The following is a 19,024-nucleotide window of genomic DNA, read 5'->3' as shown; positions in this document are numbered from 1 at the left end:
TAACCCCAGTCAGGAGTCCCCACCTGAGTGGCGAGGAACGAGCCAGGGCGCGCCCTGGCCCTCCGTGGCCTGGTGGCCGCCCGGTCAGGGAGGAGGCGACAGGTAGCCGCGGGAGAAGGCCACGGCCACCGCCGCGGCCCGGTCGTGCACACCGAGCTTCGCGTACACCTGGACGAGGTACGTCTTCACCGTCGACTCGCTGATGAACAGGTGCTTCGCCGCCTCCCGGTTGCTCGAGCCCCGGGCGATCAGCTCCAGCACCTCCAGCTCGCGCGGGGACAACGGTTCGGGGACGGGTTGGCGTACCTCCCGCAGGAGCCGGGTCGCGACGCTGGGCGCCAGCACCGCCTCGCCCCGCGCCGCCGCCTCCACGGCGCGGAACAACTCCTCCCTCGGCGCGTCCTTGAGCAGGTAGCCCGAGGCGCCGGCGTGGATCGCGGGCAGCACGTCGCTGTCCCTGTCGTAGGTGGTGAGCACGAGAACTCGGGAGGGAACCTCCCGCCGGGCGAGTTCGGTGATGGCCGTGACGCCGTCCGTCCTCGGCATCCGCAGGTCCATGAGGATGACGTCGGGGCGCAGCCGTTCGCCCAGGACGATCGCCTCCGCTCCGTCGCCGGCCTCCCCGAGGACCTCGAAGCGGGGGTCGGGGGTGAACATGCCGCGCAGGCCGTCCCGCACCACGGGATGATCATCGACGATCAGCAGGGAGATCACCGGGTTCCCCCGGTCGCCGGGATCGCGGGAACGGATGCGGAGATGGCGGTGCCACCCCCGGGCTCCGCCTCGATGTCGAGGCGTCCCGCCAACCTCCGCACCCGCTGCCGCATGCCGGCGAGGCCGAACCCGCCACCTGGGGAACCGTTGGCGCGCGGGGAGGTCACGTCGAATCCCACCCCGTCGTCCCGCACGTCCAACAGCACCCGGTCCGGGAGGTACGACAGGGTCAGTCCGACCCGACTCGCCCCCGCGTGCTTGGCCACGTTCGCCAACGCCTCCTGCGCGGTCCGCACCAGCGCGACCTCGACGTCGGTGTGCATGGGGCGGGCGTCGCCGGTGGTGGTCAGCACCGCGTCGACGTCGTGCGTCTCGCACCACCGGTGCACCACGGCCGCGATCGCCTCCGGTAACCGGGCGTCGGCGAGCAGTTCCGGTTCCATCGCGTGCACCGTCCGGCGGGCCTCGGTGAGGCTCTCGCGGGCCAGGCTCATCGCCTTCGTCAGGTGCCGTCCGGCCGTCGAGGGCTGGTCGAGGGTCTGCTCCGCGGCCTGGAGCTGGGTGACGATACCGGCCAGACCCTGCGCCAGGGTGTCGTGGATTTCCCGGGCCATCCGCTGCCGCTCGTCCAGCACGCCCGCCTCGCGGGCCCGCGCCAGCAGTTGGGCGTGCAGGTCCGCGTTCTCCTCCAGGGCCGCCTCCAGGCGCGCGTTGGCCTCGTGCGATTCGACCAGCGCCCGTGTCCGCTCGCGTCCGCGTCTTTCGGCCGTGTCCAACAGGGAGTAGCAGGACCCGGCCAGGACCACCGAGACCAGGGAGGTGACCGCCCACTCCCACCAGTCGCCGGTCAGGACGTTGTGCGCACCTCCCTGGTACGAGACGGACATGATCATCGACGTGGTGGCGGCGCCGAGGTACCGCCAGTGGCGGTCCAACCGTTCGAACGCGTGGACGTAGCCGATGAAGGCGAAGATGCCGTACCAGGGCGCGAGCACCACCAGGACCGCCGCCAACACGGTCAGCCCCGCGTAGTGCACCCTGGCCGGGGTGGGGTTCTCCCACCAGCGCGGGTTGGCGTCGAAGCAGGCCAGCCAGAGCGCGGTGGCGAGCGTGACACCGAGCACGCCCGGGATCTGGACGGGGGTGTCCCGTTGCGCCAGCGCGGCCGAGGTGCTCACGGCCAGCAGGACGTAGGGGAGGACGGCGAACGCGGTGCCGACCCGGTGGTCCCAGTCCCCGTGCGGCTCGGTCCCGATGCTCACGACTCACTCCCAGCGGAAGTACCGCGCGGCCAGACCACCGGCCACGAGCGTCCACCCCAGCAGCACCGCCACGTGCGTGGCCTGGGGCCAGTGGCCGGCGGTGGCGTCCTGCAATGATTGCACGGCCGCCCCCAGCGGGGTGAGGTCGCTGATGGTCCGCAGGACGTCGTTCATCGAGTCGCGGGGAATCCACAGGCCGGCGAAGAACATGTTCGGGAACAGCAGCACCGTGCCGATCGCCCCCGCACTCCTGCCGCTCGGCGCCAGCGACGCGACGAGCAGCCCGACGGCGAACATCGCGGAGATGGTCAGCAGGTACGCGGCGAGGTGGGCGGCGAGGTGGCGGGGCAGCCCGACGTCGAACACGAGGCGGGCGGTGGCCAGCACGACGAGGACGGTGGCGACGGACAGGGCGGCGGACATCAGCAGTTGCGCGCCGAGCATGGTGAGGGGGCGCACGGGCGTGGTCCGCATCCGTCGGAGGACGCCCTTCTCCCGGTAGGAGGCGAACTGTTGGGGCAGGCCGGTCAACGCGAAGAGGGCGACGCCCAGCGCGACGATGATGGGCACGTACAGGTCGATGATCCGCAGGCCCCCGAGGTCCGGGACGGGTTCGCGGAACGAGGGGACCGCGCCGAGGATGACCAGCAGGGCCGGGGGAACCGCGAGGGCGAACAACACGCTCATCGGTTCCCGGAAGAACAGCCGGGTCTCGGTGGCGGTGAGCCGGTACAGGGCGGACAAGGGATCTCCTCAGGAGCTGGTGGGGCGGCCGGTGAGCGCGACGTAGGCGTCGTCGAGCGAGGTCTGCTCCACTCGGAGGTCCTCCGCGACGATCTGGTGTCGGGCGAGCGTGCTGGTCAGGGCGAGTAGCAGGTTCCCCGTGCCGGTCACGACGAGCTGGCCGCCGGCCCGCTCCACGGCCGTGACGCCGGGGATGGCGGCGAGGACGGCCCGGTCCACCGGCGCGGACGGCCGGAACCGGACCCGTTTGCGGTCGTCCACCCTGGCGACGAGTCCGGCCGGGGTGTCGATCGCGACGACCCGGCCACCGTCGATGATGGCCAGCCGGTCGCAGAGCCGTTCGGCCTCCTCCATGAAGTGGGTGACCATCAGGATGGTCACGCCCTGGTCGCGGATGGTCTCGACGAGGTCCCAGGTGTCGCGGCGGGCCACGGGGTCCAGGCCGGTGGTGAGCTCGTCGAGGACCGCGACCCTGGGGTTGCCGACCAGCGCCAGCGCGACGGACAGCCGCTGCTTCTGCCCGCCGGACAACCGCCGGAACTGGGTGTCGATCTTGTCCGTGAGGTTCAGGGTGTCGATCAACGTCCGCCAGTCGGCGGGATGGCGGTAGAAGGAGGCGTACAGCTCCATCGCCTCGCCGACCCTGAGCTTGTCGGGCAGTTCACTGGTCTGGAGCTGCGCGCCCAGCAGGTGCGGCAGTTCGCCGGTGCCCCCGTGCGGATCGATGCCGTGGACGCGCACGGACCCGCCGTCCGGGGTGCGCAGGCCCTCGACGCACTCGACGGTCGTGGTCTTGCCGGCGCCGTTGGGGCCGAGGATGCCGAAGATCTCGCCCTGGTCGACGGTGAAGCTCACTCCGTTCACCGCCACGTGGTCGCCGTAGCGTTTGACGAGGTTGTCCACCTCGATGATGGTCATGGTCGAAGCCTGACGCGTGCCCTGGTGCGACGGGACCGGTCACGCGGGCAGGGCTCGGTGTCCGTCCGGTGGGGGTGGCCCTCCACCAGTCGGTGGAGGGCGGGTGGTCCGGGGTGGGCGGTGCTCAGCCCGCGGTGGTGGCGGCCTCGGGTGCCGGCGTGTCCTGGTGAGCGGGCACCGAGGGCGGTGCACCCGGGCGACGAAGCCGACCGGGACGACCACAGGGCGCACAGTGCCGGACCGCCCCAGCCTCGGGAGCCGTCCTTCGCCAGCCCCAGCGTGACCCAGCCGGTGACGACGCCAGCCCGTCCGGATCGCCGGCGGCAGGCGGGCCGGTTCGATCGTCATGCGGTCGCCCCTCCACGCACCGGCTCCGTGCGGCGCGACCGGCGCCGGTTGGCACCCGTCCCCTCGTCCCGAGCGTGCGGCGCATCCGCCGTCGTCCGCTGAGGACGACGCGTGGGACACCAGTCCCGGTGGGACGGGGCGGCGGAGGAGCGTTGTCCCGGCACCTCCGGCCCCGTGCCACCGACCGGTCCGCGTTACACCGTCCTCTCCGGTCTCCTGGCGAGGACCTCCAGGTAGTGCGGGTTCGTCATGATCCCGAGGATGTTGCCGAACGGGTCGACCACCGAGGCGGTGACGAACCCCGCCTCACGCGGGGTCGGTGCCTCGTGGGAGGTGGCGCCCATGGCGAGCAGGGTGTCGTGCACGGCGGGCAGGTCGTCGACCGCCCAGTAGACGACCGCCCCCGCCGGCCGCTCGGTCGCGGCGTGTGGAGCCCAGTGGCGGGCGAGCAGGCCGAATTCGTGCTGGTAGTCGCCGATGCGGAACTCGATGTACGCGGGCGGCCCCTCTTCCGGCCGCACGAAGTAGGGATCGATGCCGAACAGCTTGGCGTACCAGGCCGCGGCGGCGCCGACGTCGTCGGCGAAGAAGGTGGTGGTGGTCAGTCCTCGCAGCATGGGTTCGCCTTCCGTTTCCGATGATCGCGGGGACGACCGTAGGAGGAGAAGTGCTCACCTCCTGGCCACTTTTCCCGGCAGACTCGGCGGATGCGTGCCGACCGCCTCGTCGCGATCCTCATGCTGATGCGGACCAGGGCCCGGGTGACCGCGGCCGAACTCGCCGCCGAACTCGAGGTCTCGGTGTCCACCGCCCGCCGTGACCTGGAGGCGTTGTCCTCGGCCGGCGTCCCGGTGTACCCCAGTCCCGGCCGGCACGGGGGCTGGTCGCTGGTGGGCGGGGCGCGCACCGATCTGAGCGGGTTGACGGCGGGTGAGGCGACCGCGTTGTTCCTGCTCGCCGGGCCGGGGGTTCCGATGACCAGCGAGCTCCGCTCCGCCATGCGGAAGCTGTTGGCCGCGCTGCCCCGGACGTTCCGGGGCGACGCGGAGGCCGCCTCGGGTGCCCTGCTGGTCGATCCCGTGGCGTGGGGCGGGGCCGGACGGGTGCGGCCCCCGCTGCTCGGGGCGCTGCGGGACGCGGTGGTGCGCGGGCGACGGGTTCGGCTGACCTACTCGGGCCGGACGGAGTCGACGAGGCTGGTCGATCCGTGGGGGCTCGTCGACAAGGACGGCACCTGGTACCTGGTTGGCGGGACGGAGCGGGGGCGACGCTCCTTCCGGGTGGACCGGGTGGTCGACGTGCTCCTCACCGACGAGGCGGCGCACCGGCCGCCGGGGTTCGACCTGTCGGAGGTGTGGGGGGAGGTGGTTCGTGACGTGGAAGGGCGGCGGTCCGGTGTCGTGGCGACGGTGCTCGTCGTGGCGCGGTACCTGTCCGCGTTCCGAGCGCAGTGGGGCCGGCACTGCGAGGTGGCGGGCGAGGGTGGGGACGGCCGGGTGCGGGTGCGGGTCTCGGCGCACCGGGCGGTGTCGGTGGCCGAACAGCTCGCGGGGTGGGGTGCCGTCGTGGAGGTGGTCGAGCCGGCGTCGGTCCGGGACGAGTTGGCCAGGATCGGCGCGGAACTCGTCGGGCGTTACGGACCGGCAGCGGAGCCGCCCGGGGGAGGAGGCCCGGGAGCGTGAACGTCCTTGGGCGGTGCCATGACTGGCCCGTTCGCAGCGGTGGTGGCTACCGGGTGGCTCCTCGGGTATCGAGGAGCCACCCGGCGAGTTGCTAGTGCCTCGTCCGGGCCGGTGTCACATGCGGTCCGGGGCACTGATGCCGAGCAGGTTGAGCCCGTGTCGCAGGGTGCGTGCCGTGAGCTGGCAGAGGGCGAGTCGGTTGCCGCGAACAGGTTCTTCCGCGTTGAGGACGTGGCAGGCTTCGTAGAAGCTGGTGAAGGCGCGGGCGAGGTCGTAGAGGTAGCCGCAGAGCTTGTGCGGCTCCAAGGTCTCGCCGACCTCGGTGAGGGCCGTGTCGTAGGCGTCGAGCTGGAGAGCCAGCGCGCGTTCAGCGGGCTGGAGTTCGACGGTCGGGTCGATCACGACGTGAGGATCTCCAGCTTTGCGCAGGATCGAACGGATGCGGGTGTGCGCGTACTGGAGGTAGACGCCGGTGTTGCCGTTGAACGAGACCATGCGGTCAACGTCGAAGGTGTAGTCCCTGATCCGCGAATTGGACAGATCGGCGTACTTGACCGCTCCGATGCCCGCCTGTTCGGCGATCTGGTCCAGTTCCCCAGCGGGGAGGTCAGGGTCCTTCTCGTGGACCACGGCGCGCGCACGCGACACGGCGTCGTCGAGCAGATCCATCAGACGGACCGTGCCGCCGGCGCGGGTCTTGAACGGGCGGCCATCGGGGCCGAGGACGGTGCCGTAGGGCACGTGTGCCGCCTCGACGTTGTCGGTGAGCCACCCCGCGCGGCGAGCCGCCTCGAAGATCAGCTGGAAGTGCAGGGCCTGCCGGGAGTCCGTGACGTAGAGCAGCCGGTTGGATTTCAGGTCGTGGATGCGGTAGCGGATCGTGGCGAGGTCCGTGGTGTCGTAGCCGTAGCCACCATCGCGTTTGCGCACCATCAGGGGGATGGGGTTGCCGTCCGGGCCAGTGACCTCCTCGGAGAAGATCACGAGAGCGCCTTCGCTCCCCACGGCGATTCCCGCCTCGGTCAGTTCGGTCACCACATCGGCGAGCAGGTGGTTGTAGAACGATTCCCCAACCGAGTCGTCGGGCGTGAGCAACACGCCGAGCCGGTCATAGATGTCGCGGAAGGCCCTCTCTGACTCGGCGACGATCTCCCTCCAGCGTGTGACGGTGTCGTGGTCGCCGGACTGTAGCGCGACCACACGGCGGCGAGACCGGTCGGCGAATTCCGGGTCGGCGTCGAACAGCGCGCGGGCGGTGCCGTACAGATCGTCGAGCGTGGAGGCGGCGGAGGTGCCCGGCTCCAGCTCGTCGTGGTGCCAGGTGGCTTCCGGGTGCTCGTCGAGGTACTGGATGAGCATCCCGAACTGGGTGCCCCAGTCGCCGAGATGGTTTTGGCGGATGACTTCCGCTCCGAGGAAGCCGAGGACACGCGCGAGGCTGTCGCCGATGATCGTGGTGCGCAGGTGCCCGACGTGCATTTCCTTGGCGATGTTGGGTGCCGAGTAGTCGATCACGGTCCGCTGGCCCTCATTGGGGGTGCCGACGCCGAGACGAAGGCTGGCCAGGCGAGCGGCGAGCTGGTTCCAGATGAGCTGGTCGGGCACCGTGATGTTGAGGAACCCCGGGCCGGACATGTCGACACGTGTGATCGGCCCTCGGTCGCCAGCCACAGCCGCGATGAGCGCGTCGGCGAGTTCGGTGGGCCTGGTGCGGGCGCGCTTGGCCAGGGCGAGGGCTGCGTTCGACTGGAAGTCGGCGTGCTCGGATCGCCGGACGAGTGGATCGGCTCCGGCCAGCTCTGGGCGGGCATGGGCGATCGCCTGGGACACGCTGTCGGCGACCTGGCCGAGCAGCGGCAGCACCTCGTGGTTCGTCACTGAGTAACCCTCCTTCTCAGCGTTCATCGTCCCAAGGCAAGACGCCTAGCCTGTATGCGGTCCGGAGTTGACCCAGCGCGGAATGTAGCGATCGGTGATCGGCCTCGAAACCGACCGCCTCGACCTGGTGGCGGAGGCCGCCACCCGCGAGAACTGAACCAGCAGCAACGGAAAGGCGCCGCACATGCGTGATCTGTCCACGGCCGCCTGGCGCAAGTCGAGCTTCAGCGACGCGGGAGGCAACTGCGTCGAGGTCGCTCCACTGCGCGATGGCCGGATCGCCGTACGGAACAGCAAGCAACCGGAAGCGGGGGCGGTGTTGTTCACCCCAGCCGAGATGGACGCCTGGATCAAGGGCTGCAAGGCGGGCGAGTTCGACGACCTGGCGGGCACGGGCCGCTGACTCCGCGCGGTCTGCTGGAGGCTCGGGGACGGCCGGCTTGAGGGGGACTCCCACCGCGCGGTGATCTCGGTGGGAGTCCCGGCACCGCTGCGCACTCGGCCCATCGGCGCGGTGGGTGATGTCGTGTTCGGGCACGCGCGCGTGCCCGGCGGCGGGCCACGGTGAGGCACGAACCTGCCGTGGCCCTGCCCCGCCCCCGGGGCTCGACCTGCTGGCTGGGCGGCTCCCCGTGACTCGGGGCGGTGTCCGGTGCGCTACCGCCGGATGGCGTGGTCGACGAAGTCGAGCAGCGCGGGGATCTGGTCCACCAGGCGGGTGGAGTCGTCGACCGCCCACGAACCGAGCACGCCGTCGGCGCACCGCAGGATGATGGTCGCGACGCCGCGCGCGTCGAAGTCGCGGAACTCGCCGTCCCGTTGTCCTCGTTGGAGGATCTCGGTGAGCGCGTCGACCTCCTCGGTGAGCTCGCCGGCGAAGGCGGGCGAACCCTCGGGGGTGCGGTGGTTGGCCATGATCTGGCTCATGGCCAGGAACTCGGCGCGGTGTTCGGCGTAGAACTCCAGCTGTGAGCCGATCCAGGCCCTGACCTGGCCCGACGCGGTGCTCTCCGCCTCGACGTGGCCGCTCATGCGCTCCCAGCCCCGTTCGAAGAACTGGGACACCACCAGCCGGAGGATCTCGTCCTTGTTCTCGAAGTGGTAGGTGATGACGCTCTTGCTGATCTCGGCCTTCTCCGCGATCCGGGCGAGGGAGGTGCCGGCGTAGCCGAGTTCGGCGACGACCTGGGTGGCCGCCTCGACGATCTGGGCGCGGCGAGCTCGTTCGATGAAGGAACGGCGTGGCGGGTGGTCGTTCGGATCGGGGCGTTCTGCCATGCGCGGATCGTAGGCCGCGCCGGGAGCCCGTTTCCGGCTCCGCGCGTCCCCGGCGCTCATGTCGCGGCGTGGACGAACAGCAGGGCCAGCCAGGACCAGCCCAGGGTGATCACCAGCTTCTGGATGAGTCCCAGGCGGGCGGAGTCGTTCTCCCAGGCCTGGCCGAAGGCGTGGAAACCACCGAACAACGCGACCGTGACGGCCCCCGAGAACCAGGTCCAGAGTGGACCGGGCAGTGCGAAGGTGGCGACGAGGGAGGCGACGGGCAGCGCGGTGAACACGGCGGCGCCGGCGTGGTCGTGCAGCTGGTGGCGGCGGCTGACCTCGGTGGGCGTTCCCTCCGGGGTGCCAGGGGGATAACCGCGCATCGGATCCATCGGGAACACGCCGGAGGCCACCAGGGCGAGACCGAAGAAGCCGACCACGACGGCGAGGGGGACGCTGCCCACCTGCGCGGGCAGGGCGGGCGCGGCGGCGGTGATCAGCAGGCCGCAGACGATGAAGTTGGTGGTCTGGAGCCAGCCCCGGTCGCCGAGCGCGAGGGCGCTGACGGGGTGTCGGACAGGGCGGTAGCCCGGTCTGGTCAGGCCGTCCAGCAGGAACACCACGACGAAGGCCACCGCCGCTCCCGCGCCGGCCCAGAGCAGGGCTGTCACGAGCCGCTCCTGGCCTCGTGCGGTCCGGGTGTGGTCCGTGGCGTCGGCGGGGCGGGTGGGACGGGCCTGGCGGGCGGGGCGGGACGTTTTTCCGTACGCATGGACCGAATGTAGTCCAGTCGGACTGTTTCCGGGTCGCGTGGTCGGAAGCTGGCGTTGCGGGGTCGTGGGGTGGCTGGTCCGAGGGGGCGCGGGGTCGGACCGCCCGGAGTGGACAGCGCCCGGGGTGGACAGCGGCCGAAGTAATTGTACGATGGTTCTAGTTGTCTTTATGTCCAAATACTTGGGGGACGCATGACTGGGATCTCGGACCGACTCGCCCCGCCCCGGGCCGGCGCTCGGGAGTGGTGGGGCCTCGCCCTGTTGGCGTTGCCCACCCTGCTGCTCGGGCTCGACGTGACCGTCCTGTACCTGGTGCTGCCCGGGCTGGCCGTGGAACTCGAGCCGAGCGCCACCCAGACCCTGTGGATCATGGACGCCTACGGTTTCCTCATCGCCGGCTTCCTGATCACGATGGGGACGCTGGGCGACCGGATCGGGCGGCGCCGACTGCTGATGATCGGCATCGCGGCGTTCGGGGTGGTCTCGGTGTTCGCCGCGTTCGCGCCGACCGCCGAGGCGCTGATCGTGGCGCGTGCCCTGCTCGGGGTGGCGGGCGCGACCCTCATGCCCTCGACCCTGTCCCTGATCAGCAACCTCTTCGTCGACCCGAGGCAGCGCGCGGTGGCGATCGGGGTGTGGGCCACCATGTTCGCCCTCGGGATGGCCGCCGGGCCGGTGCTCGGCGGAGCCCTGGTGGCCACCTTCTGGTGGGGGGCCGCCTTCCTGGTCGCCGTTCCGATCGCCGTGGTCGTCCTGGTCGCGGCTCCGCCGCTGCTGCCCGAGTACCGGGCCCCCCGCGAAGGCGCGTTCGACCTGCCCAGCGTCGCGCTGTCCCTGCTCGCGATGCTGCCGATCGTCTACGCGATCAAGCACGGGGCCGCCTACGGGGTCGACGCCGCGACCCTCGTCGCGGTGCTGGTCGGTGGCGTCTCCGCCGTCGTGTTCGTCCGCCGGCAGCTGCGGCTGCCCTCCCCGCTGCTCGACGTGTCGCTGTTCTCCAACCGGGCCTTCTCCGCCGCGCTGACCGTCCTGCTGGTGGGGCTCGTCGGCGTCGGCGGCGTCATGTTCCTCGTCACCCAGTACCTCCAGCTCGTCGAGGGCCTCTCCCCCGCCGCCGCCGGGCTCTGGATGGGGCCGCCGGCCCTGGCGATGCTCGTCGCGGCGATCGGTGCCCCGCTGCTGGCCAGGCGCTTCCGGCCGGGCCTGATCATGGCCGCCACGCTGGCGATGTCCCTGGTCGGCTACCTGTGCCTCGCCCTGGCCGGGACCGGGGAGCGGCTGGTCGTCGTGGTCGGGTTCGCCCTCGTCTACCTCGGACTGGGTGCCATGGCGGCCCTGGGGACCGACATCGTCGTCGGCGCGGTGCCCCCCACCAGGTCTGGGTCGGCGGCGGCCATGTCCGAGACCGTCCAGGAACTCGGGGTCGGACTGGGTGTCGCCGTCCTCGGGAGTCTCGCCACCGCCGTCTACCGGGCTCGGATCAACCCGCCCGCCGAGCTGGACCGGCCGGTCGCGGACGCGGTGGGTGACAGCCTGGCCGGAGCGCTGGCCGTGGCGGACGGGACGACGACGCGGGTGGTCGAGCAGGCGAGGATCGCCTTCACCGACGGGCTCAACCTGGCGGCTATCGTTGCGGGTGTGGCCATCGCGGCGGTCACCGTCCTGTGCGTCACCGCCCTCCGGCACATCGGCCCCTCGGGCGGTTCGGAGCACTGACGACCCGCCCACGGGAATGTCGGGAGTAGGGCGTGGGTGACGAGGGCACGACCACGGACGGGCGGCGGGTCCGAGGGCAGCGCCGGCGAGCCCAGATCATCGAGGCGACCCTGACCGTCGTCCGCCGGGACGGCGCGGCCGGTGTGACCCACCGAGCCGTGGCGAAGGAGGCCGGCATCACGACGAGCCTCACCACCTACTACTTCGCCACTCTCGACGACCTGCTGGTGGCGGCGCTCACGGAGGTCGCCGACACCTACACCGATCACATCCGCCGGATCATGGACACCAGCGACGACCCGGTGCGGGACTTCGCCGCGCTGGTCGCCGCATCGGCCGGGGAGGGGCGTGAGCGGGCCCTCGCGGAACGCGAACTGTCCACGCTGGCGGCGCGCCGACCCGCTCTCCGGCCGGTGGCGCGCCGCTGGCGCGAGCGTGTCGCCGACCTGGCGCGGCTCCGGACCTCCGACCCCCGCGCGGTGGAGGTGTTCGTGGCGATCGCCGAAGGTCTGTGCGCCGCGATCCTCCTCGACGAGGGCCGGGCGGACCCGGAGCACGTGCGCGCGGTCCTCGAACGCGCCCTGGTCGAGCGCTGACATCGAGCGCCGACCGGTCGACGGCTGACGCGGACGTCACTTCCGAGCCCCTTGTTCCCTTAGGTAAGCCTTGTCTAAGCTGCGCGGGTGATGATGGCGCAGCGGGATGCGATGACCGGTCGGTCCCTCGTGATCGGCTACGGCGGCTCGCCGGTGGTGTCGGGCGCGTCGATCGAGCTCGCCGCCGGACGGGTCACCGCGCTCGTCGGTCCCAACGGGTCCGGCAAGTCGACCGTCCTGCGTGGTCTCGCCCGGCTCCAGGCCCTGAGCGCGGGGGACGTGCGGCTCGGGGACGGCAGTGACGCCGCCGCCCTGTCCGCGCGGGACTTCGCCCGCCGGGTCACCCTGCTGGCGCAGAGCCGGCCGACCCCTGCGGCGGTGACGGTGCGGGAGGCCGTCGAGTACGGGCGGCACCCGCACCGCCGGGGCTGGCGGGGCAACGACGTCGGGGGGCCGGCCGCTGTCGCGCGGGCCCTGGAACTCACCGGCATCGCCGACCTCGCCGACACCGACGTCGACGTGCTCTCGGGCGGCCAGGTCCAGCGGGTGTGGTTCGCCAGCGCCCTCGCCCAGGACACCGGGGTGCTGTTGTTGGACGAACCCACCAACCACCTCGACCTGCGGTACCAGATCGAGGTCCTCGAACTGGTGCGCGAACTCGCCGACGAGCACGGGGTGGCCGTCGGGGTGGTCCTGCACGACCTGAACCAGGCCGCGGCCGTCGCCGACCGCGTCGTCGTCATGTCCCGGGGCTCCGTCGTCGCGGACGGACCACCCCACGAGGCGCTGACCGGCGACCAGCTCAGCGAGGTCTACGAGATCGAGATCACCACGTCGGTCAACCCCGTGACCGACGAGCTGGACATCCGCTCCCCTCGGCAACGGGTCCGCCGGACCGTCGCGTCCTGACCCGATCCCACACCACCTCCGTACCGTGCTGACGGGGCGAGACCCCGCCGCGCGCGAAGGGAACCATGAGAACCTCACGAGCAGTACCCAGCCTGTTCGCCCTGACCGCGGTCGCGGTGCTGACCGCGGCGTGCGGCACCACCCACGAGGCGGCCACGACGACGACCGACCCGTCCGAGGGAGCGTCCGACCAGGCCGTCAGCATCGTCGACGCCCTCGGTGAGACCGTGGAGCTCCCGGCGCCGGCGACCCGGGTCGTCACCCTGGAGTGGATGCACACCGAGGTCGTCACCAGCCTCGGCGTCGACCCGGTCGGGGTCAGCGACGTCGCCGGGTACGAGAGCTGGGTGGGTGCCAGCGTCCCCCTGACCGGTGACCCCGTCGATGTGGGCGTCCGACGGGAACCGAGCGTCGAGGCCATCGCCGAGCTGGAGCCGGACCTGATCCTCGCGCCGGAGGGCGGGATCCCCGACGGGGCGATGGAGCAGATGGAACGCATCGCTCCCATCGCCTTCCTCGGCGGGTCGAACGCCTCCGATCCCATCGGCTCCATCCTCGAGGACTTCCAGAGCGTGGCCACCCTCCTCGGGAAGGAGGACGTCGCCGAGCAGGTCATCGCGGAGATGGACGAGACGATCGAGGCGAACGCGGCCGCGATCGAGGAGGCCGGTCTCGCCGGTACCCCGGTCGTCCTGGCCTCCCCGTACGCGGAGGGCGCGAACCTCACGATCCGCATGCACGGCCCGCGCACCGCCGTCCAGGCGGTGGCCGAGCGCATGGGGCTGGCCTCGGCCTGGGAGGACGAGGGTGACGACGCCTTCGGCCTGTCGAACATCGACATGGAGGGCCTGACGGCGCTCCCGGACGACACCAGGCTGCTGTACTGGGGCAACGACGACGAGGACGACGTGGTCGAGACGGCGATGGCGGGCAACCCGGTGTGGGAGAACCTGCCCTTCGTCCAGGACGGGAACGTCCACCGCGCGGCCGTGGGGGTCTGGGCGTACGGCGGCCCCGAGTCGCTGTCCGCCTGGAGCGACGACCTCGTCGCCCAGCTCGTCACCCAGTAGGAGTTCACGTCGTGACGACCGCTCCACCGGAGACGGCCCGGCGAGCCGATCCGACCAGCGCCGAACCCGCGGAGGGCACTCGCCGTCGCCACTGGCTCCCGCTGCTGGTCACCCTCGTGCTCCTGGTATGGCTGTCCGTGGCGGCCGCCGTGCACCTCACCCAGGGCACGGCGGCGCTGAGCGTGGCGGACCTGTGGGCCGTGCTCACCGGAGGCGAGTCGCTGGACACGGCCGCGGCGGTCGTCACGGCTTCCCGCGTCCCGCGCCTGCTGGCCGCCGTGCTGGTCGGCTGCGCGCTGGGCATCGCCGGCGCGAGCATGCAGGCGGTGGCGCGCAACCCGCTGGCCGCGCCCGATACCACGGGCGTCAACGCCGGCGCCCACCTGGCCGTCACCCTCGCCGCGGTGCTCGGCGCCCAGCTGGGGGCCGTCCCCAGCATCGCCGTCGCCTTCTGCGGGGGGCTCGCGGCCGCCGCCGTGGTGATGGGGCTGTCCGGTGGTGGGGCGGCGTCCCCGGTGCGGCTGGTGCTCGCGGGCTCGGCGATCACGCTGGGCCTGTCCTCGATCACCTCCGCCGTGCTGCTGTTGTTCCCCTGGGAGACCCAGGGGCTGTTCGCCTGGGGGGCTGGTTCCCTCGGGCAGAACGGGGTGGGCGCGGTTCGGGGTGTCCTGCTGTTCGCGCTCCCGGTGGCCGTCGCGCTCATCCTCATGGCCCGGCGCCTCGACCTGCTCCAGCTGGGGGACGACGCGGCCAGGTCCCTGGGTGTGCACGTGGGCCGCACCCGTGCCGTGATCGTGGTCCTCGCCGTGTTGCTGGCGACGAGCGTGGTCACGGTGACCGGTCCGATCGGTTTCGTCGGTCTCTGCGCGCCGCTGCTGGTGCGCCTGGTCGCGTCCCGGGTTCCGGGCCTGCGCCGGCACCGCACGTTGTTGCCGCTGGCGGCCCTCGCCGGCACCGCGCTGGTCCTCACCGCGGACATCGCGCTGCGCGCCACCTTCGGTTCGGTCAGCGGCGTGACCGTGCCCACCGGGGTGGTCACCAGCGTGATCGGCGCCGTCGCGCTCATCCTCCTCGCGACGAGGACCAGGTCCACCCTGGAACCCGACACGCTGATCACCATGCGTGGCGGCACCGGGTTCGGGCGCCGGCACCCCGGAGCGGTGCTGGCCGTCGCGGGTGCGGTGCTGGTCGGGTCCGTCGTGGCTGGCGTCCTGCTGGGCGACAGCACCGTCCTGCTCGGCGACCTGTGGAACTGGGCCACCGGGCGCGCCGCGCTGATCCTGGAGATCGTCCTGGACAGCCGGGTGCCGCGAGTGCTGGCCGCGCTCCTCGCCGGTGCCTGCCTCGGGCTCGCCGGTGCCCTCGTGCAGACGGTCACCCGCAACCCGCTCGCCGACCCGGGGATCCTGGGTGTGTCCAGCGCCGGCAGCCTGGGCGCCGTCATCGTGATCGTCGCGGCGGGCGCGCCCGCCTTCGTCCTCGTCCTCGGCGGCTCCCTCGCCGGGTGCGCGCTCGCCGGTCTGCTGATCTTCGCGTTGTCCTCCCGGGGAGGGATCAACCAGGGGCGGATGGTGCTGGTCGGCATCGCCATCTGGGCGGGCACGTCGGCGGTGACGACCCTGCTGCTCGTCCGCACCGACCCGTGGAACCAGAACAAGGCCCTGACCTGGCTGGGTGGCTCGACGTTCGGCGCGAGACCGGTCGAGCTGCTGCCGATGGTCGTGGCGCTGCTGGTGGCGGCCGTGGTGGTCGCGCGTTCGCACCGGGATCTCGACATCGTCCAGATCGACGACACCACCCCGAGGGTGCTGGGCGTCCGGCTCGACGCGAGCCGCGTCACGCACGTGGGTCTCGCCGTGCTCCTGACCGGGGCGGCCACCTCGACGATCGGCCCGATCGCCTTCGTGGGCCTGGTGGCCCCGCACGCGGCCCGGATCCTCGTGGGCAAGCGCCACCTGCACCAGCTCCCCCTCACCGTCCTGCTCGGCGCGGCCCTGGTGGTGATCGCGGACGTCGTCGGCCGGACCGCGCTCGCACCCGCGCAGTTGCCGGCCGGCCTGACGACCGCGGTCGTCGGCACCCCGTACTTCCTGTGGTTGCTGTGGCGGATGCGGGCCGGCCGGGGGCGGGGCTGACGGCGGGCGCGGGGGCCGGGGAGCCGGGGCACGGGCGACGAGGGAGAACGGCCGGTGAGGAGCGGATGGGTCTCCGGTGAGGAGGTCGACGACGTGCCGCCACGACCCCCGGTCGACGGCGGTCCCCTCGACTGGGGCGCCCTCGCGGCGAGCCTCACCGACGAGCTGGACGACTTCGCCAGGGCCACGCTGGACGGGGCGGGCGGCGAGCGGGTGTACGCCGTCGCGGTGCACCTCTTCCACGCCGAGCCGGGCGGGGCGATCTCCCTGCCCGTCTTCGCCGCGGCCGGCGAGGAATGGCTGGACCGGCAGGCCCCCGAGGCCCGGGAGGAGCTGCGCTGGAGCGCGGCCGACTGGCCGTGGCAACGCTTCGACGACTGGCGGGAGCCGGGGTCCTGGCTGCGGTGGGGCGAGCGGGTGACGGCGGAGGCGGTCCAGGGCGGCCTGGACCGGTGGCACGCGGCGCACCGGAGGTTCCTCGACACGGTCGTCCGCGCGTGCGAGCGGGTGGCCGCCGGCCTCGCCCGGGACTTCCCGCGCGCCCCGGTGGTCGTCCCGCTCGACCCGGAGGTCGAACCGCGGGGCCGGGCGATGCGTGCCTGGTCGTGGTCGGGACGAGCGGGTGGCACCTCAGACGTCGCTGAGCGGGGAGGCGGCCGCTGCTGACCGGGCGGCCGCCGAGGGCACCCCTCCTAGTCGAGGACGGTCCGCGTGCCCGTGATCTCCCGCAGGGCCGCCCGCAGCCGGACGTCGTCGGCGAGGCCGCCGCCTGGCCCGGGCACCCGCGCGTCGGACTCGAGGACCGGTGCGAGGGCGGCTGCGACCCGGGCCCGCAACGCGGGCCGGGGGGCGGACGCCTCCCGCACCGGCTCGGAGATCTCCTCCGCCACCCGCACGCCGTGGCCGGAGGAGATCGAGGCGGTCAGGGCCGAGAGGCCCCAGTCCACGGTGTCCTCCGGGGAGATCGCTCCCAGCGCCCACAGCGCCCGCACCGCGACGGCGGTGGCGTGGTGGTCAGGGCCGGACCACGAGGGGCGGCCGTTCCCGGCGACGTCCCGGAGCAGGTCCACCCAGCCGGTCCGCAACCGGGTGTGCCCTCCCACCAGCTCGTTGCCGAGCGCGACGGCCTCCGCGAACGGGCGCCCCGCCGCGTCCGCCACCGCCAGCAGGGTGGGCCACATCCGCTCCACGTCCTCGTGTTCCGCCACCGCGCGAGCCGCGACGAGCTGGCATTCCCGGGCCTGGTGGGAGGTGCGCGCGGAACCGTCGAGCAGCCGGAGGCAGGCCGCCCGGACGGCCGGCGAGTACCGCGTGACCCAGACGGCGAGCAGTTCGGCGTCGGCCCTGCCGTCACCCCCGACGAGTTCCCACGCCTCCTCGAAGGTCAACTCGTGTTCGTGCGGGTCGAGTACCGCCCAGGTGGTGAGGAGCCACGCCTCGGCCGCGTCGGAGTCCGGCCGGACCGACCGCAGCGCCCTGGCCGTGCGGCGGCGGAGGCCGATCGTGAACAGCGCGGAGTGGTGCGCGGCCGCCTTGGCCAGCACGCGGCAGGCCCCCGAGGGCGCCAGCGCCACCGACGCGAGCGCGATGCGCACCGTGTCGTCGGACTGGGGAAGACCGGCCACCAGGTCCAGCCAGCGGGGCGCGGCCCCCGGCCAGGCGGTGATGGCGCGGCCGGCGAGCGACACGAGTTCCCGGTGGGCCCAGGCCGGGTCGCGGCGGCCGGAGGCGCCACCGAACACGAGGGAGAAGGGGACCCGGGTCGTGCCGTCCTCGACGTGGGGTTCGTCGGGAGCTCGGAGCACGGCCTCGGCGAAGGTGGTCCACCTCGGGTCCCGTGCCCCGAACAGGACGGCGGCCCCGGTGGCCAACACCCTCGCCCGGTCCGGGTCGGGCACCGCGCCCGGGGCGGGGACCGCGCCGACGAGCCTGGCGACGCCGTCGCAGACCTCCGGCGTTCGTCCCCGCGCCCCGTGGCGGAGCTCGGCCAGGGCACCGGCGAGGACGATCGCCGCTCCGGTGGGCGGGGCCTCGTCGACGAGCCCCAGCAGCGCGTCCAGCGCCGTTCCGGCGGTCGACCGGGAGGACTCGGCCACCCCGACCCAGGCCGTCGCGAGGTCGGCGACCGGGACCGAACCCGTGTCCCGGAGCGACCGCAGCGCGGGTACGGCCGACGGGCCGGCGGCCCGCACCAGGGCGTCGAGCGACCGTCCCGCACCGCCTCCCGGGTACCGGTCGGCCTCACCCGGCCACAGCCGCACCAGGTGCTCGACGGCGCCGGGGAGATCGGTGCCGGTGGCCACCGCGCACCACGCGGCGGCGAAGATGACGCCGTCCGCGCCGGCCGCCACCACCACCCGGAAGTCCTCGGCGTCGAACGCGCCCAGCCGGATCAGGGGCTCCACCAGCGCGCTGGCCGCGCCGACGTCCCGTTCGTGGCCGAGCCGGCTCCGCAGCGGCCCGACGATCTCGGCGACCAGTTCGCGGTCGTCGACGTGGACCACGCACCCGTAGGCCGCCTCCCGGATCCGGGCGTCGGGGTCGTCCAGGAGCGGGACCAGCGCGCGGACCGCGTCCCGCGCCGCGGACCGGGCGCGCTGGTCGAACAGCTCGAGGTCCGTGCCCGCCGGGAGATGGGTCGAGTCACGGCCGGCCCCGGTGGCGACGGCCTCGGTGTAGGCGCGCAGCAGCCGCAGCGAGCCGACCCGGCCGGGGGCGTCGGGGGAGAGGGCCACGTGGACGAGCAGGGGGAGCGCGGCGATCGTGGCCGGGTAGACGCCGCCCTGGTGCAGGATCGAGCCGAACAGCTCGGTCGCGGCCTCCTCCCAGTCGTCGTCCCGGAGCCGTTCGATCAGTCCGGGGGTGTCCTCAGCCGGCCCGTAGGCGTGGACCAGGGTGGACCAGTCGATCGGCTGGGGTGGGGCGACGTCACGTGCGTGCACTCTCGAAGGCTAGCGACCGGGGGCCACGACGGACCTGGTCACGCGGTGGTCGGAGTACAACGGTGACCTGATCC

General features: G+C 72.8%; 17 protein-coding genes. 8 read left to right on the top strand and 9 right to left on the bottom strand.

The features are described from left to right. Nucleotides 1-84: 84 nt before the first annotated feature. The 5 genes from C1701_RS08395 to C1701_RS08375 all read right to left on the bottom strand — a co-directional run bounded on the left by C1701_RS08395 (nt 85) and on the right by C1701_RS08375 (nt 4,603). A complete protein-coding gene (locus C1701_RS08395) occupies nt 85-714 on the bottom strand; it encodes a response regulator (RefSeq protein ID WP_016700525.1) in 630 nt (209 codons plus the stop codon). After that, nucleotides 711-1,976 (bottom strand): sensor histidine kinase, encoded by a 1,266-nt coding sequence (locus tag C1701_RS08390; protein ID WP_026417448.1) that lies wholly within the window; start codon nt 1,974-1,976, stop codon nt 711-713. The genes C1701_RS08395 and C1701_RS08390 overlap by 4 nt, the downstream gene beginning before the upstream one ends. A gap of 3 nt (nt 1,977-1,979) precedes the next feature. Beyond that, nucleotides 1,980-2,720 carry an ABC transporter permease gene (locus tag C1701_RS08385; RefSeq protein WP_030104276.1) on the bottom strand — a complete coding sequence of 247 codons (741 nt, stop codon included), beginning with the start codon at nt 2,718-2,720 and terminating at the stop codon, nt 1,980-1,982. Nucleotides 2,721-2,729: 9 nt separating this feature from the next. After that, a complete protein-coding gene (locus tag C1701_RS08380) occupies nt 2,730-3,638 on the bottom strand; it encodes an ABC transporter ATP-binding protein (RefSeq protein ID WP_103055776.1) in 909 nt (302 codons plus the stop codon). A 542-nt stretch (nt 3,639-4,180) separates the two neighbouring features. Further along, on the bottom strand, nt 4,181-4,603 hold the full coding sequence (locus C1701_RS08375; protein ID WP_030104274.1) for a VOC family protein: 423 nt from the start codon (nt 4,601-4,603) through the stop codon (nt 4,181-4,183). 90 nt (nt 4,604-4,693) lie between these two features. On the opposite strand from C1701_RS08375, the gene C1701_RS08370 reads away from it, so the two are divergent. After that, on the top strand, nt 4,694-5,668 hold the full coding sequence (locus tag C1701_RS08370) for a helix-turn-helix transcriptional regulator (protein WP_103055775.1): 975 nt from the start codon (nt 4,694-4,696) through the stop codon (nt 5,666-5,668). Nucleotides 5,669-5,782: 114 nt separating this feature from the next. Here C1701_RS08370 and argS read toward each other — a convergent pair whose 3' ends face one another. Next, nucleotides 5,783-7,573, bottom strand: a complete 1,791-nt coding sequence (gene argS / locus C1701_RS08365) for an arginine--tRNA ligase (RefSeq protein WP_337662197.1) — start codon at nt 7,571-7,573, stop codon at nt 5,783-5,785. A 157-nt stretch (nt 7,574-7,730) separates the two neighbouring features. Between argS and C1701_RS08360 the strand changes: the two genes are divergently transcribed. After that, the gene (locus tag C1701_RS08360) at nt 7,731-7,949 is read left to right on the top strand and encodes a DUF397 domain-containing protein (protein ID WP_103055773.1); all 219 of its coding nucleotides are present in this window, start codon (nt 7,731-7,733) and stop codon (nt 7,947-7,949) included. A 254-nt stretch (nt 7,950-8,203) separates the two neighbouring features. Here the strand turns inward: C1701_RS08360 and C1701_RS08355 are convergent, their stop codons facing one another. Both C1701_RS08355 and C1701_RS08350 read right to left on the bottom strand, forming a co-directional pair. Further along, nucleotides 8,204-8,824: a TetR/AcrR family transcriptional regulator gene (locus tag C1701_RS08355; protein WP_035291303.1), complete on the bottom strand. Its 621-nt coding sequence runs from the start codon at nt 8,822-8,824 to the stop codon at nt 8,204-8,206. A 56-nt stretch (nt 8,825-8,880) separates the two neighbouring features. After that, entirely contained in the window at nt 8,881-9,480 is a 600-nt protein-coding gene (locus C1701_RS08350; RefSeq protein WP_026417440.1) for a DUF998 domain-containing protein, read from the bottom strand. Nucleotides 9,481-9,774: 294 nt separating this feature from the next. Here C1701_RS08350 and C1701_RS08345 point away from each other — a divergent pair, with 294 nt between their 5' ends. The 6 genes from C1701_RS08345 (at nt 9,775) to C1701_RS08320 (ending at nt 16,674) form a co-directional block, all read left to right on the top strand. Then, nucleotides 9,775-11,298: an MFS transporter gene (locus C1701_RS08345; RefSeq protein WP_026417439.1), complete on the top strand. Its 1,524-nt coding sequence runs from the start codon at nt 9,775-9,777 to the stop codon at nt 11,296-11,298. A gap of 32 nt (nt 11,299-11,330) precedes the next feature. Then, on the top strand, nt 11,331-11,894 hold the full coding sequence (locus C1701_RS08340) for a TetR/AcrR family transcriptional regulator (RefSeq protein WP_026417438.1): 564 nt from the start codon (nt 11,331-11,333) through the stop codon (nt 11,892-11,894). 90 nt (nt 11,895-11,984) lie between these two features. After that, a complete protein-coding gene (locus C1701_RS08335) occupies nt 11,985-12,803 on the top strand; it encodes an ABC transporter ATP-binding protein (RefSeq protein WP_443098159.1) in 819 nt (272 codons plus the stop codon). 65 nt (nt 12,804-12,868) lie between these two features. Next, nucleotides 12,869-13,873, top strand: a complete 1,005-nt coding sequence (locus C1701_RS08330; RefSeq protein ID WP_026417436.1) for an ABC transporter substrate-binding protein — start codon at nt 12,869-12,871, stop codon at nt 13,871-13,873. An 11-nt stretch (nt 13,874-13,884) separates the two neighbouring features. Beyond that, nucleotides 13,885-16,008: an iron ABC transporter permease gene (locus tag C1701_RS08325; RefSeq protein ID WP_103055771.1), complete on the top strand. Its 2,124-nt coding sequence runs from the start codon at nt 13,885-13,887 to the stop codon at nt 16,006-16,008. A gap of 54 nt (nt 16,009-16,062) precedes the next feature. Beyond that, on the top strand, nt 16,063-16,674 hold the full coding sequence (locus tag C1701_RS08320; RefSeq protein WP_337662196.1) for a DUF4303 domain-containing protein: 612 nt from the start codon (nt 16,063-16,065) through the stop codon (nt 16,672-16,674). Nucleotides 16,675-16,700: 26 nt separating this feature from the next. On the opposite strand, the gene C1701_RS08315 is transcribed toward C1701_RS08320, so the two are convergent. Continuing rightward, entirely contained in the window at nt 16,701-18,950 is a 2,250-nt protein-coding gene (locus C1701_RS08315) for a hypothetical protein (RefSeq protein ID WP_103055770.1), read from the bottom strand. Nucleotides 18,951-19,024: the final 74 nt, after the last annotated feature.

This window comes from Actinoalloteichus sp. AHMU CJ021 (assembly GCF_002895405.1).
Taxonomy (GTDB): Bacteria; Actinomycetota; Actinomycetes; order Mycobacteriales; family Pseudonocardiaceae; genus Actinoalloteichus_B; species Actinoalloteichus_B caeruleus.
This window is presented reverse-complemented; position numbering and strand designations above follow the sequence as displayed.

Coding starts and splice junctions, on each gene's coding strand:
- C1701_RS08380 (WP_103055776.1), bottom strand. CDS start 3,638: ATGACCATCATCGAGGTGGACAACCTCGTCAAACGCTACGGCGACCAC.
- C1701_RS08375 (WP_030104274.1), bottom strand. CDS start 4,603: ATGCTGCGAGGACTGACCACCACCACCTTCTTCGCCGACGACGTCGGC.
- C1701_RS08370 (WP_103055775.1), top strand. CDS start 4,694: ATGCGTGCCGACCGCCTCGTCGCGATCCTCATGCTGATGCGGACCAGG.
- argS (WP_337662197.1), bottom strand. CDS start 7,573: ATGAACGCTGAGAAGGAGGGTTACTCAGTGACGAACCACGAGGTGCTG.
- C1701_RS08360 (WP_103055773.1), top strand. CDS start 7,731: ATGCGTGATCTGTCCACGGCCGCCTGGCGCAAGTCGAGCTTCAGCGAC.
- C1701_RS08355 (WP_035291303.1), bottom strand. CDS start 8,824: ATGGCAGAACGCCCCGATCCGAACGACCACCCGCCACGCCGTTCCTTC.
- C1701_RS08345 (WP_026417439.1), top strand. CDS start 9,775: ATGACTGGGATCTCGGACCGACTCGCCCCGCCCCGGGCCGGCGCTCGG.
- C1701_RS08335 (WP_443098159.1), top strand. CDS start 11,985: ATGATGGCGCAGCGGGATGCGATGACCGGTCGGTCCCTCGTGATCGGC.
- C1701_RS08330 (WP_026417436.1), top strand. CDS start 12,869: ATGAGAACCTCACGAGCAGTACCCAGCCTGTTCGCCCTGACCGCGGTC.